This window comes from Paraburkholderia sp. EG304 (assembly GCF_046543485.1).
GTDB classification, from domain to species: domain Bacteria; phylum Pseudomonadota; class Gammaproteobacteria; order Burkholderiales; family Burkholderiaceae; genus Paraburkholderia; species Paraburkholderia youngii.
On record NZ_JBKGUA010000035.1, the window covers coordinates 1 to 13,761 of the forward strand.

The following is a 13,761-nucleotide window of genomic DNA, read 5'->3' on the forward strand; positions in this document are numbered from 1 at the left end:
CCTGCCAGTTCAAACGCTATCCTTCGACACTGCGTGAATAAAAACCGGGTGAGAGACCGATTCCCACCCCCTAAAAGCGGACATTTGAACTTGGCCAGTAAGCGGACATTTCAAAATGGCTTTGACAGGGAATATTCGTTCCCGCCGCGGTTATGTCAAACGCGAATGCGCCGAGCGGCGTGTTGAGCGCGACACCGACCAGCCCAGCCCAGTAACCTTCCGCAAACTGTGCACCGGTATAGCCGGTCCACAGGTTTGTCAGGCCGCGCTGATAAACCGCCTGCGCGACCCACGGATGGCTATCCAGCACGGTATCGCGATACACACCGGTCGTCAGATTGAAACGTGAAACACCTGGCCGCAACAACTGCGGGACTGACGCGAACGGAACCAGAAAAGTCCGCTGGCGGCCGTCGGATTCTGCAATAGTGACCTGAAGGTCGCCGCCATAACCGGTAGCCGGCAGGTCGCTCAGTTCGAACGGTCCCGGAGGCACGCTGGTCTCGGCCACGATGATGTTGTTCTGACGGACGATGATGCGTGCATTGGTATCGGCCACGCCACGCACAACCGGTGCATAGGAGCGCATGGAATCCGGCAACATGCGGTCGTCGCTCGAAAGCTGGACGCCACGCACGTTGAACGAGTCGAAGACGTCACCGCTCGTCGAGCTGTCGCCGATCGTCAATTGACTCTTGAGCGCCGTGACATCGTGCTGCGCGAACAACGCGACACTTTGCCAATGCGCGTCGGGACTCCGGTTCTGCAAGCTTGCCGTGGCCCACTGCCGGATACGCCAGCCGTTCACGTTGAATCCGCTTTGCAGACCGAGGTAGGCACTGCTGAAGTCTCCCCTCCCATTGTTCTGGTGAGTCGTATAGCTGGCGAGACTGTATTGCACGAAGCCTGCGTTGATCCCGTTGTCCCAACGGGACGGATCGACATAGCCGGCAGCCTCCTTGCGCAGTTCGATCTGTGGGATCGACAGATCGAGTTGCAGATCGGCGGTGTTCAACGATGCCAGCGATCCGGGTACGGCTTCCGCCAGCGGCACGCATTGCGATGACGCATCCGTATCGTCGACGTCGGCCTTTCCCGCTTCCGTTAGCCGTTGGATCACGCGTTCGGTATCTACGCCAGCCCGGTCCATGCTGGATATCGTGAAGCAGGGCCTGGCGATATCCGAATCCGGCACCGCCTGAAAAACGACATCGAAGCGTCCACGCTTCTTACCATTGACGAGCAGTTCGACCGGATAAACGCCCGGAGCAACAGGGTTACCTCGCGTATAGCGCGACAGGTCGGCGACGTTGCCCGTGAAGAACGCGGGATTGAACTCGACTTCTTGCGGAGCTTCCACAGACGGCGCATTCGATGTCGGCGCGTCAGAAGACGCATCTGTATGCGCATCTTCCCTGTTGGCACCGACTGCTTGCTCCGGCAGCTCGGACGCCGAGCAGTCACTGGGCGGCGTCGCCCCGCCCGAATCCGGCGCACATGCGGCGACCGCGGAATTCGCGGAAAACACCCAGCCCGACGCTACGATTGCCGCCCACGCCAGTGGGTGAAACCGGAATGGGACATTACCGAATACTTTTTCAACTGCTGTCTTACTATTCCGCACGCCCGACATCCCGTATTCCAATTATTGATTCTTTTGCGCTTCCGCGCTTTGCGCACTTGCCACTTCCGCCGAGTCCTTGATCGCTGTACCGAAATCGTTCAGAACCGTGTAGGAAATCGTGGCAGGAGCTTTGATATCCAGCTTTCCATCCCGTGGACGGAGATCGACGTGTCCGAACGGCGGTGCCATGTCGGGCAAAAGTGCAACCTTCCTGCCTGCCGTTTCTATTTCTGCCATGCCGACGGAAACGAAGTAGGGCGACGGGTTGTCGAGACGAACGACCCTCTGACCTTTGTCATCTGACTCGACATGCCACTTCAGTTCAGCTCGCCCCGCCGTTGGGTCGTCGAGCAACGATGTGGGCCGGTAGAACATCTTGATCCGCGTACGGAACGCGAGCTGAATCATGTTTCGGTCATCAGCGTCCTTAGGCTTGGGGGGAATTTCCAGAACGTTTAGCCAATAGACGGACTCACGGTCCATTGGCATGTCGCCGCCTGCGAACATGATGCGCAAAGCCTGACCTCGATGAGGCTCGACTCGAAATACGGCTGGCAGCAGCGTGAATGGCACCTTGATTTCATTCGGCGCGGCTGCTGCATCTCCGTCGTCCAGCCATGCCTGAACCAGGACCGGGCGGCTCTCAACATTGTTCAAACGAACGTTGACTTCGCGGTTTTGCGCCGGATAAATAACTCGTGTACCGGTGATGGTGATAGCCGCTTGTGCACCAAACGACACCACACTACAGGCTATGGCCGCAGCCAGATATCTAGAGAATTTCATTGAAGACATTCGCTCCTCCACGCGACAGATAGGCGGAATGTCACTTCGGGTTGCCTTCAGAGAGGAAGCGCAACCCGATGCCATTCGGCTTGGACTGGCTTACTGATATGCCAACGTGTAGCGAACAACGGCCGTCACGTAACCGGCCGTGGTTTTGTTCGTTGCGTAGTACTGGCCGCCGTAGCTCATCGTTGCGGTGCCGTCGCTTGCGACAGGAACGAACGAACCCGTGCTACCCAGCAGAATTGGCGTCTTGCCATCGCGGTCAAGCAGTTGCACTTCGACATTCGTAGCCGGCGAAGTGCTTGCCTGATTGATGGCATTACGCGTAGCCGGGTCCATGTTCGTGGTCTCGAAATGCGCCGCGACATTGGTCAGCGTTGCTGGGCACTGTGACACCGAAATTTCGAACATCCTGGAGCCGGCGGTTTGGCCGGCTGCAACCAACGACTGGGTGGACAGGGTAGGCAGCGTGACCGTCTTGTCCTCGTCACCGGCGTTAATCAGGCAGGTGTCGTCGATCAGTTCGCCGTTGAACGTTACCTGACCTGTGCCCGGTACGGCTTGAGCGAAAACCATCGGCGCGACGGACAGGCCGGCCACCGCGATCATGAGTTGCGTCACTTGTTTTTTCATGAGATTCCTCTTTGTTGCTATTTCGAAACTACAAACCCTTGTGAAGCCGGAGCTCCCAGCGATCGTCAAGGCAGAGCAATGATGTCATTGAAGAAGATCGGTGTTAATGGGCCGATACCCAAAATGAAATACCACATAGGACAGCCGACAACCGGCGTGTCGATTCCTCGAATTCAATCGATGCCAGGTCCGCCATACGATAGGGAAAGGCGCTACGAGAACTACAGAATCCGGCTGAGAATCGCGGCAATAGCTATGAGCAAGACCACTCGCGCACGATCGTGACGAGTTCTACGTCGTTTCTGGCACCCAGCTTCTTCATGCCAGCGTTCTTCTGATTGCTGACGGTCTTGGGACTGCGATTGAGCCGCTCGGCAATGGTGCCGATCGACATGCCGTCGCAGATCATTCGCACGACCGTCGATTCATTTTTAGATAGCAAATTGAGAGAGGATCCGCCCTCCGCTGCGCGCGCCGTTGCGCGCAACATCTTGTTCGCAATGGAATCAGGCAGAAACACGCTTTTGTTTTTGGCGGCACGAATGGCGGCGGTTAGGCTGGCAAAGCCCTCCGGCCCCTTCCCGACAAAGCCGGCCGCCCCCGCATTGAGCGCAGCCGAAATGATGTGCGTGGAAGAGTGCGCGCTCAGGAAAACTACGCGCACGGCTGGAGCGACGCGCCGGATGCGGTCAAGAAGATTGAGACCGTCCGCATACGGATCGCCTTCGAATTCGTAGTCGCACACGAGCACGTCGACCGGCACTTCACCCAACAGTTGGAGAAGCTGGCCAATTGTTTCGCTTTTGAAGCAGACCTTGACGTCCGGACGACGCTGAAGAAGATGCTCGACGCCGAGAAGAATGAATGGATGATCGTCGGCAATAGCCACTCTGATTTTGTTCACTCGCACTCCATACCACGCTGGTGAATACTTTTCTCGCGCCGACACACCTGCATGCTTTGTTGCCAAAGTACGATGTCATTTCACGCCGTTACATGACAAGAAAAGCACAGGACATCTCGCCCATGCCACTCGTCGAAAGTTCTTGAACCACTATTTATTTAAGTCAGTTGAAATCGCTGAGCAGGTCGGTGCGCTTTTTGGCAGAGACAAAGCAATTTCTCGCATGCAACCAGGCATGGACCATCATGAAGACGGGAAGCGCGACGCACTCACTCAGCGGCGATGAATTAATAGATTCCCGCCTTGCACTTACGCGGATTGTACTTGGCACCAACAAGAAAAAAGTCAGCAGATTCCTATATGCGTCATAGGTACAAGGAGTGCTTTCGTCATGGTGCTCTCAACGCACGCTTACGAGCAGCACGTCGACCATTCCACATGGAGCGTCAATCGCTAGCGTCACGGCTGCATAGACGGGAGCAGAGCGTCACAGAGTATTGCAGCGTCGTGCTTCGACGCAACATCTTGCCCAGCCGGACCGATGGCAATACCTCGCTAGTTGCTGCCCCGTGTGCCTCTAACGGAACCTCAAGCCCCGAAATGATTGCGCACGAGATCGGCGAACGCGACCAGCGCGGTAAGCAGAACCACGATGAACAGCCAGCGTTCCAGCAGCGTAAACACAGGCCGTTTCCCCTTGCGGCGCTCGGCGATGTAGAACCACGCGGTCGCCGCCGTATAGAGCACGGTGGACATCAACAGATAATGCAGGCCGCCCGCGTACACGAGAGAGAGCGCATAGACGCAGCCCATCAGCGCGAGCATGAAATCGACGCGCCGTGACCACGGCTGCCCCGCATACGATTCGCCGCTCGCCGCGAGCTTCAACCCATAGCCGACGACGAACAGATACGGGATCAGGCTCATCGACGTCGTGAACTCCTTGGCCAGCGTGAACGCCTCTTTCGAAAACAGCGTCACGATCAGAAACGCCTGGATCACGAGGCTCGTCATCCATAGCGCAGCGACCGGTACGTGGTTGCGGTTTTCTCGGCCGAGAAACGCGGGCATCGTACGGCTCTTGCCCGCCGCGTGCAGAATTTCGACGGCGAGCAGCGTCCATGCGAGATAGGAACCGAGTACCGATATCAGCAGGCCGAGCTTGACCACGACCGCGCCCCACGCGCCGACCGCGGCGCTCAGCACGCCAGCCATCGACGGATTTTTTAACGTACCCAACTGCTCGAGCGGCAACACGCCATACGACAACAACGTGACCATGACCATCAACGCAAGCACGCATAGAAAGCCGAGCACGGTCGCGACGCCGACGTCGCGCCGTTCGCGCGCATGCCGTGAATAAACGCTCGCGCCTTCCACGCCGAGAAACACGAAGACCGTCCCCAACATCGTCTTGCGCACCTCATCGAAAAGACCGGTCGCCGACGGCTCGGCACGGGTCCACAGATTCGCGACGAACACCCGCCACTCGACGCTCGATAGCACAAGCACCGCGAACAGTCCGAGCGCGAGCAACTTGGCGACCGTCATCGACGCATTCGCAATCGACGAGCCCTTCACGCCGCGCAGAATCAGAAAGTGAAACACCCAGATCATCAGCGAGGAACTGACGATCGCGCTGAACGTATTGCCGGCGCCGAACGAGGGCACGACGATCGCGAGCGCGGACTTGATCAGCACGAGATAGGCCACGTTGCCGAGACAGCTGGCGCACCAGTAGCCGAACGCCGACAGAAATCCCGTATAGCGTCCGAACCCGACGCGCGCATACGTGTAGACGCCGACATCAAGTTCCGGCTTGCGCCATGCGAGCCGTTGAAAGATCAGCGCGAGTATCAGCATGCCGGAGCCGGTGATGGTCCAGCTGATCAGCGAACCGACGACGCCGGTATATTTGCCGAGCGCCTGCGGCAACGAAAAGACGCCCACCCCGACCATCGAGCCGATCACCATCGCCATCAGGCCCGGCGCTGACAGTCTGACGCGCTTGTCCATGCTGCGATCGCTCTCCCGCAAACACGTTCCGATCGAGCCGCGCTCGCGCGACTACGATGATCGACCGCTCAGATGACGATCGTGCCGCTCGCGAGGCCGATCAGCGCGGCAATCGCGCCGCAGACTGCGACGGCAAAGATGATCCATTCGAGTTTCGAAAACACCCCCATGCCGCGCTCGCGTTTGGCCAACACATACAGCACCGTACCGGGCGCATAAAGCAGCGCCGATAGCATCAGGAACTTCAGGCCGCCCGCGAACAGCAGAAAGGCCGTATAGAACGTCGCGAACATCGCGACGAAATACTCGGTGCGCAACACGCCGCTCAAGGTGCCGCCATTGTGGCGACTATCGTAACGCGCGGCCTTGATGCCGTATGCGGCCACGAGGAAATAAGGAATCAGCGCCATCGAGCTCGTCAGATTGAGCATCAGCGCAAACGCATCGGTCGACCAGTACGTGCTGATGACGAAACACTGCACCACGGTACTCGTGAGCCAGATCGCGGCGACCGGCAGCTTGCGCTCGTTTTGTCGCGCGAAGATACGCGGCATCGTTTCGAGGCGCGCGGCGGCGAACAGCACCTCGGCACAGATCAGCGACCACGCGAGGTACGCGCCGAGGATCGAAATGATCAGACCGGCGCTGATAAACACGACGCCGAATGGGCCGAGCAACGCGCCGAGTACCGCGGCCATCGACGGCTGGCGCATCACCGCGAGATCGGCGCGCGGCAAGCTCGCGTAAGGCAGCAGCGTCACCAGTACTAGCAGACACAGCACTGCGACGAAGCCGGTGATCGTCGCGGCGCCCACGTCCGAGCGCTTTTTCGCGTAGCGCGAGTACACGCTTGCACCTTCGATACCGACGAACACGAAGACGGTGACGAGCATCGTCGCGCGAACCTGCGAGAACAGGCCGTTGCCGAGCTGATCGTTGCCTTCCCGCAGATTTGCGTGAAACATGTCGGCGCGAAACAGCGCGATGAGGATCACGATGAACAGCACGATCGGAATCACCTTCGCGACGGTCACGATCGTGTTGATCATCGTGGCCTGCTGGACGCCGCGCAGCATCACCAGATGAAACAGCCAGATGCCTACCGACGACACGATGATCGCCGTCGCCGTATTGCCCTCGCCGAAGACGGGAAAGAAAGCGCCGAGCGTCGATTTGATCAGCACCCAGTACGACACGTTGCCGAAGCAGCCGGCCATCCAGTAGCCGAATGCGGACAGAAAGCCCGCATAATCGCCGAAGCCCGCTCGCGCATAGGCGAACACGCCGGCATCGAGCTCGGGCCGGCGCTGTGCGAGCGCCTGGAACACGCGCGCCAGCGCATACATGCCGATGCCCGCCACGCACCATGCAATGACGGCGCCGAACGGTCCGGTCGCGCGCGCGAAATTGCGCGGCAGCGAGAAAATCCCTGCGCCCACCATCGAACCGACGACCATCGCGGTCAGTGCGGGTAACGACAGTTTCGTCTCGACCTGGGTTGTCATCGTTCACCCTTCAGAGAAGCTGATTTCTTCCAGAAAGGGACTTACGCGGAGCAGGTACGCGTACGTTGCGCATCTCCTGTTAGTCCTCCCGACCGAAGCCAACGGCTTTTACCCGATCCTTCGCTTACTGTGAAGCCGGCGCCGGTGCGTTCCCGGCGGCGGGCGCGGGTCCCGTCGGCGCTTGTGGATTCGCAGCCACGGGCGGATTGGCCAACCAGCCGCCCCCCATCGCCCTGAACAGCGCGAACTGTGCCTGCAGTTTGCCGACCTCTTCCCTCGCCTGCGACGACTGGCTTTCGAGCAGCGCAACCCGCACCTGATCGATATCGACGCGGCCGGTATCGCCGAGTTCGTAGCGACGTCGCACCTGGTTCAGCTGCGTGGTACGACGCGCGACTTCTTCATTGCGCGCGTTGAACAACTCGTCCTGCCGGTTCAAACGCGCCAGCGCACGGTCGACGTCATAGAACGCGCCGAGCGCGGTCTTTTCGTAATTGAACATCGCCTGTTGCGCCTGCGCATCCGACGACTCCACCTGCGAGCGCCGCGCGCCAAAGTCGATCAGCGGCATCGCCATCGCCGCGCCGAACAGCCAGAACGTGCTGGCCCCGAGGTTTTGACCCGCGAACTCCCAACCATTGCGCGCGAGCATCCCGCTTAGCGATAGGGTCGGCCAGTAGTTGAGCCGCGCGACATCCGACTGTCTGACCGCCGCATTCACGCGGGCCTGCGCCGCGATCAGATCCGGGCGCCGCATCAGCAGGTCGACGGGTTGGCCGGGCGCGATATGCGGCAGTGCGGTCATCAGCGTGTCGCTTTCATCGAGGATTCCGGCGAAGTCCGCTGGCTGCACGCCGCACAGATTCTGCAAATTCAGCCGCGCCTGAGCGACGCCGTTCTCCACATCCTGCAAACGCGCATCGACCTGCGCGCGGCCAGCGCGCGCCGCTTCGATGTCCGTACTCATCACGAGGCCCGCGGTAAAGCTCTTTTCGGCGATGTCGACGAAGTCGTCCGCGATCGCGCGGCTTTGCAGCAGGATCGTGCGCTGACGCAGCAGCCCGCGATACGTGACGTACAGATCCGCGACACCCGACACTACGCTCAGGCGCACCGCTTCCGCATCGCCCGCGGCCGCGCGTACCTGCTCACGTGCCGCCGAGAGCCGCGAGCGTCCCTGGCCGAACAGATCGATCTCCCATTGCGCCTGCAGACCGACTCGCCAGAACTGCGCATCGGTATTGGTGATGCCGAGGAACTGCGCGAACTCGAGTTGCGTCTCGCCGCCGTGAAACTTTGCGCCGCTCACGCCCGCACCGACCGACGGCAGCAGTTGCGAGCGAGCCAGCCGGATTCCGGCCTGCACCTGATCGACGCGTGCGTAAGCGGTGGCGATGTCGAAGTTGTGCGCGAGCGCGACTTCGATCAGTTTGTTCAGCGTCGGATCGTCGTACTGGGTCCACCACGCCGCGAGATCCTGCGCGGACATCGGGGTGGCCGCGCCCTGTTGCGCCTCCGAATACTGCGGCGGAAACGCGGCGGGCTTTTGCAGTTGCAATGAACCCGCACAACCTGCTTCGAGCAGCAGCGCCGCGATGGTGAGAAGAAAGTGGCGCGCGCGGATCATTTTGCTTCCGGGTGTCGGCCCGGCTCCCATTCCGCCTGCTTGATCGAGAACAGCATCGAGTACAGCGCCGGCACGGCGACCATCGTCAGTACGGTGGCGAAAGCAAGGCCCGACATGATCGTGATCGCCATGTCCTTGAAGAACGGGTCCCACAGCAGGGGCGCCATGCCGAGCGCCGTCGTGCCGGCCGACAGCATCACCGGACGCAAGCGGCTCATCGCACCGTGGGTCACCGCCTGCATGCGCGGCACGCCGGCGGCGACCTGCGCATCCATCTCTTCGACGAGCACGACGCCGTTCTTGATCAGCATGCCGATCAGGCTCAATAGACCGAGCAACGCCATGAAGCCGAACGCGCCGCGGAACAGCAGCAGACCGATCGTCACGCCGCAGATCGACATCGGCACGACGAGCAGCACGACGAGCGCGGGCTTCAGGCGTCCGAACATCATCAGCACCAGCAGCGCCATCGCGATGAAGCCGAGCGGCAGTTGCCGAAACAGGCTCTGCTGCGCGCGCGTCGACGATTCGTGCTCGCCGCCCCATTCGAAGCGGTAACCCGAAGGCAGCTCGATGTTCTCGATGCCCGAGCGAATGCGGTTGAAGGCGTCGACACTGTTCTGCCCGTAGATGGGGTTCGCCGACACGGTGATCGTGCGAATCCGGTCCTCGCGCGCGATCTGACCTTCCTCGGTCCCGACCGTAAAGCCGTTGACCACGTCGCCGAGCGGCACGTAGCGGCGCAGACCGGCGCTGAACACCTGCAGGTCCTGCAGGCCCGCGACGCCGCGCGTGTAGTCGGGCGAGCGCAGCACGATCGGCAGCAACTGATCGCCTTCGCGATAGATGCCCGCGCGCAGGCCCTCGGTTGCATAGGCCATCGTGTCGGTGACCTGCCGGCGCGTCACACCGAGCGAGCGCGCGCGCGACTCGTCGAATTCCGGCCGCACGATGCTGATCGGATTTTCCCAGTCGTCGCGGATCGCGATGATGCGGCCGTCGCCCTTCAGCACGTTCTGCGCTTCCTGCGACAAGCGACGCAGCACGGCTGGATCGGGACCGGAGAAGCGCGCCTGAATCGCCGCGCCTCCGCCCGGGCCGAAATTAGGCCGTGTCACAGTCCAGTGCTGTTCGGGGAAGCGCTTCTTCAGATCCGCTTCGATGTCCGGAAGCATCACGTCGATCAGGCGCTGGTCCTTCGCACCGACGATGAACTGCGCATACGACGGATCGCGCGTCTCCGGATCGTAGACGAGGAAGAAGCGCGTCGCGCCCGAGCCGATATAGGTCTGCACGTTGCTGACATCCGCATGCTCGAGCAGCACCTTCTCGACTTCGCGACTCTTTTCGACGACCGCGCGAATGTCGGCGCCGCGCGGCAAACGCATATCGACATAGAAGATCGGCGTGGTCGACGCGGGGAAGAAACTCTGCTCGACGAAACGGAACGCCCAGCCGGCGAGTACCGTCAGCGCGACGAGGCCGATGACCACGAGCACGCGCCGTCGGGTGACCCATGACAACAACTCGCCGTAACGCTTGTACAGCTTTGCCTTGAACGGATCTTCATCGATGATGTCCGCGGGCTTGAAAAGATATGTGCCGAACAGCGGCGTCAGCGCGATGGCGATCACCCAGCTAAACAGCAGCGAAATCGCAGCGACGGCGAACAGGGACGCGCAGAATTCGCCGACCGCATCCGGCGACAGGCCGATGCCCGAAAAAGCCAGAATCCCCACGATGGTCGACGCGAGCAGAATCCATTGGCTTTGTTTGAGAATTTCGGTCGCCGCCTCGAGATGCGACTTGCCTCGTTGCACCCTCACGAGCATGCCCTCGACCACCACGATGCTGTTATCGGTCAGCATGCCCATCACGATGATCAGCGCGCCCAGGGAAATGCGCTGCAGCTCGATCCCCGCCGCGTACATGACGAGCAGCGTGCCGAGAATCGACAGGAACAGCTCGACGCCGAGCACCACACCCGCACGCCAGCCAAGCCCGATGCCGAGCGCGACACCGACGATCGACACGGACAGGAACACGTCGAAGATGAAACCGCGCACGCTCTCATCGACGACCCGCGGCTGATCGTAAAGCGAGTACAGCTTGATGCCGATCGGGCGGTCGCGCTCGAGTTCGGCGAGCTTCGCCTTGATCCGCTCGCCGACCCTCACGACGTTGACGCGCGGTCGCGCGCTGATACCGATCGTGATCGCGGGCTGAGCGTTGTAGTGAATGACCTGGTTCGGAATCGTCGCGTAGCCATGGCTCACGCGAGCGATGTCGCCGAGCAGAAGCGGGCCGGGCGTATTGTTGACAGGCAGCGATCGGATGGCCTGCAGCGAGTCGAGCGAGCCGGTCGGCGCAATCCGCAACGACAGATCGCCGACGCGTTCACGGCCCGCGGGCCGAACCTCGTTTTGCAGGAACAGTGTCTGCGCGAGATCGTCGGTGGACAGATTGTTGGCGATCAGTTGCGACTGGTCGACGTCGACCGAGACCTGCTCCTGCTGCTGACCAGCGATCACGATGTCGGACACGTCGTCGAGCGTCAGCAGTTGGCGGCGCAGTTCACGCGCGTACGCATACAGTTGCGCCTGCGTGTAGCCCTCGCCAGTCAGCGCGTAGAACATGCCGTAGACGTCGCCGAAACGGTCGAGCACGAGTGTCGGGCCCGCACCGGGCGGCAGCCGTACCTGTGCATCCGACACGGAATTGCGCAATTCGTCCCACACTTGCGGCAATTGCGCCGACGTGTACTGGTCGCGAATCTGGACGCGGATTTCGGAGTAGCCCGGCATCGAACGCGAGGTCAGCTTCTCGACCTGCGGCATCTGCTGGATCGCGCTTTCGAGCCGGTCCGTCACCTCCTGCTCGACCTCGTGCGCACTCGCGCCCGGATACAGCGTCACCACGACCGAAGTCTTGATCGTGAACTTCGGGTCTTCGAGCCGCCCGATGTTGTAGTACGCAAACAGGCCGCCAAACAGCGAGATCAGCGTCAGGACCCATGCGATCAGCGGCTTTTCGATCAGGGGGCGCGCGAGGTTCATCGAGGAGCATCCATTGGACGGACCGCCATTCCCTCTTTCATGAACTGCGAGCCGCCCGCCACCACGCGGTCGCCTTCCGCCACCGCACCCGCGACGACCGCATCGTCATTGCGAATTTCGCGCACGCTGACCGGCACCGCATGCACACGGCCGGACGCCGCATCGTAGCGCCACAGACTGCGCTGACCGTCCGCGCCGATCGACACCGCCGCGATCGGAATCGCGAAGTAGCCTTGATTGTCGTTTTGCGCGACTTGCTTGGCCGTGTCGGAAATCTGTACCCGCAGCGCCATGCCGGGTAACAGCATGGCGCTTTGCGGTCCTTCGATCGAGAACACGAGCCGGTAGGCCGCCGAAGTCGGCGAGGTCTGCGTGGTCCGTTCGCGGAACACTAGCGGGAAGCGGTTCTGCGGCCGCTCGGGCAGCCACGCTTCGGCTCGCAGCGTCTTGTCGACGAATAGACGTTCGGCAATGCTCTGAGGCAGATCGACGCCGACATCGACACGGCCGATGTTTTCCAGATTGAACGCGGGTGCGCCAGCCTGCACGACCTGCTGAATCTCGATGTTGCGGCGAGCGATCCGGCCGTCGAATGGCGCGACTAGCCGGGTATTGCGCAGGTCGCGGCTCGCCATGTCGCGTGCCGCGCGTGCGGCGTCCGTGGCAGCCGACAGCTGCTCATAAGCAGCCTGTGACAGAATTCCGTCCTTGCGCAGCACCGCCTGGCGCTTCAGGTTGTCGCTCAGCTGCTGATACTGCGCGTTCGCGCGTTGCAGTTGCAGCTTGTAGGGTTCTTCATCGATACGCGCGATCAGCTGCCCGCGTTTCACGGATGCACCTTCGAGCACCGCGATCTGCACGACGCGGCCCGATACTTCGAAGGCGAGCGGCGAGATGCTGGTCTGCTCGACCCGCCCGGTAAAGATGCGAATGGCGGACGCGTCGGCCGCTTCGACCCTGGTGAGCTGCACGGCTGGCCTCGTATCGCCGCTCGGTGTTTCGGTTGGCCGTTGGCAGCCCGACAGTGAAACGACGAGCGCACTGGCCAACACGCACGACAATACGCCGGTCAGTGCGACGCTGGCTGATCGGTGAGGCCGCGGTGCATCGGAACGGTTTGCGGTCATGACGTCCTCGGCTGACTGCTGGCGCAACCCATGTCGTACACCCTGCGGCAACCTTGTTCGCGGACCGGCGAATACGGTGCTCTACGGGTTGCTCATGAATTCATAGGGGTCCATAGCAGTGGACCGATCAGTGCATTTTCGCTGCGATTTTCACGGCCAAGCCAGACTCGATGAACGGTGGCATCGCGTCGGTCGGACCGGCAACGTTATGCGTCGTCATTCAGGCTTCGTTTGTCGGGCATGTTGCCTAAATGCCAATCTGCTTCGCCATGCCGAAGAAAGGCTAAGGAACTGGTGGTCTGCCCGTGTCATGCGTGCGCCATTGTCCCCTTTCACAGTTCGTGAGAGGCATCATGGCCGATCAATGCGCCAGCCGTCAATCGATTCGCGACTTACTGCGGGCATACGGATTTATTCCATGGTTTCTTCGACGTCCGTTGACGAAAGATAAGCATGGCTATGCTGTCGTACTAGTGATGA

Annotated in this window: 9 protein-coding genes; all 9 read right to left on the bottom strand. The window is 61.0% G+C overall.

Translation table 11 applies throughout. From position 1 onward, the window contains the following. Positions 1-70: 70 nt before the first annotated feature. The 9 genes from ACLFKU_RS30465 to ACLFKU_RS30505 all read right to left on the bottom strand — a co-directional run bounded on the left by ACLFKU_RS30465 (position 71) and on the right by ACLFKU_RS30505 (position 13,125). Positions 71-1,633: a fimbria/pilus outer membrane usher protein gene (locus ACLFKU_RS30465; protein WP_410851585.1), complete on the bottom strand. Its 1,563-nt coding sequence runs from the start codon at positions 1,631-1,633 to the stop codon at positions 71-73. Positions 1,634-1,645: 12 nt separating this feature from the next. Further along, positions 1,646-2,410, bottom strand: coding sequence for a fimbria/pilus periplasmic chaperone (locus tag ACLFKU_RS30470; protein WP_410851611.1), 765 nt, complete (start codon positions 2,408-2,410; stop codon positions 1,646-1,648). 99 nt (positions 2,411-2,509) lie between these two features. Continuing rightward, positions 2,510-3,046, bottom strand: a complete 537-nt coding sequence (locus ACLFKU_RS30475; protein WP_410851586.1) for a fimbrial protein — start codon at positions 3,044-3,046, stop codon at positions 2,510-2,512. A 253-nt stretch (positions 3,047-3,299) separates the two neighbouring features. Beyond that, positions 3,300-3,950, bottom strand: a complete 651-nt coding sequence (locus ACLFKU_RS30480; RefSeq protein WP_410851587.1) for a response regulator — start codon at positions 3,948-3,950, stop codon at positions 3,300-3,302. Between the two features lie 588 nt (positions 3,951-4,538). Continuing rightward, on the bottom strand, positions 4,539-5,966 hold the full coding sequence (locus ACLFKU_RS30485) for a basic amino acid/polyamine antiporter (RefSeq protein WP_410851588.1): 1,428 nt from the start codon (positions 5,964-5,966) through the stop codon (positions 4,539-4,541). Positions 5,967-6,034: 68 nt separating this feature from the next. Continuing rightward, a complete protein-coding gene (locus tag ACLFKU_RS30490) occupies positions 6,035-7,471 on the bottom strand; it encodes a basic amino acid/polyamine antiporter (protein WP_410851589.1) in 1,437 nt (478 codons plus the stop codon). Between the two features lie 124 nt (positions 7,472-7,595). After that, the gene (locus tag ACLFKU_RS30495) at positions 7,596-9,098 is read right to left on the bottom strand and encodes an efflux transporter outer membrane subunit (protein ID WP_410851590.1); all 1,503 of its coding nucleotides are present in this window, start codon (positions 9,096-9,098) and stop codon (positions 7,596-7,598) included. After that, complete coding sequence (locus ACLFKU_RS30500; RefSeq protein WP_410851591.1) at positions 9,095-12,154, bottom strand: efflux RND transporter permease subunit; 3,060 nt, start codon at positions 12,152-12,154, stop codon at positions 9,095-9,097. The genes ACLFKU_RS30495 and ACLFKU_RS30500 overlap by 4 nt, the downstream gene beginning before the upstream one ends. Further along, complete coding sequence (locus tag ACLFKU_RS30505; RefSeq protein WP_410851592.1) at positions 12,151-13,125, bottom strand: efflux RND transporter periplasmic adaptor subunit; 975 nt, start codon at positions 13,123-13,125, stop codon at positions 12,151-12,153. The genes ACLFKU_RS30500 and ACLFKU_RS30505 overlap by 4 nt, the downstream gene beginning before the upstream one ends. Positions 13,126-13,761 lie beyond the last annotated feature (636 nt).

Excerpts from the sequence above, each read along its gene's own strand:
- ACLFKU_RS30470 (WP_410851611.1), bottom strand. The coding sequence starts at position 2,410 with ATGAAATTCTCTAGATATCTGGCTGCGGCCATAGCCTGTAGTGTGGTG.
- ACLFKU_RS30490 (WP_410851589.1), bottom strand. The coding sequence starts at position 7,471 with ATGACAACCCAGGTCGAGACGAAACTGTCGTTACCCGCACTGACCGCG.
- ACLFKU_RS30500 (WP_410851591.1), bottom strand. The coding sequence starts at position 12,154 with ATGAACCTCGCGCGCCCCCTGATCGAAAAGCCGCTGATCGCATGGGTC.
- ACLFKU_RS30465 (WP_410851585.1), bottom strand. The coding sequence starts at position 1,633 with ATGTCGGGCGTGCGGAATAGTAAGACAGCAGTTGAAAAAGTATTCGGT.
- ACLFKU_RS30475 (WP_410851586.1), bottom strand. The coding sequence starts at position 3,046 with ATGAAAAAACAAGTGACGCAACTCATGATCGCGGTGGCCGGCCTGTCC.
- ACLFKU_RS30495 (WP_410851590.1), bottom strand. The coding sequence starts at position 9,098 with ATGATCCGCGCGCGCCACTTTCTTCTCACCATCGCGGCGCTGCTGCTC.
- ACLFKU_RS30485 (WP_410851588.1), bottom strand. The coding sequence starts at position 5,966 with ATGGACAAGCGCGTCAGACTGTCAGCGCCGGGCCTGATGGCGATGGTG.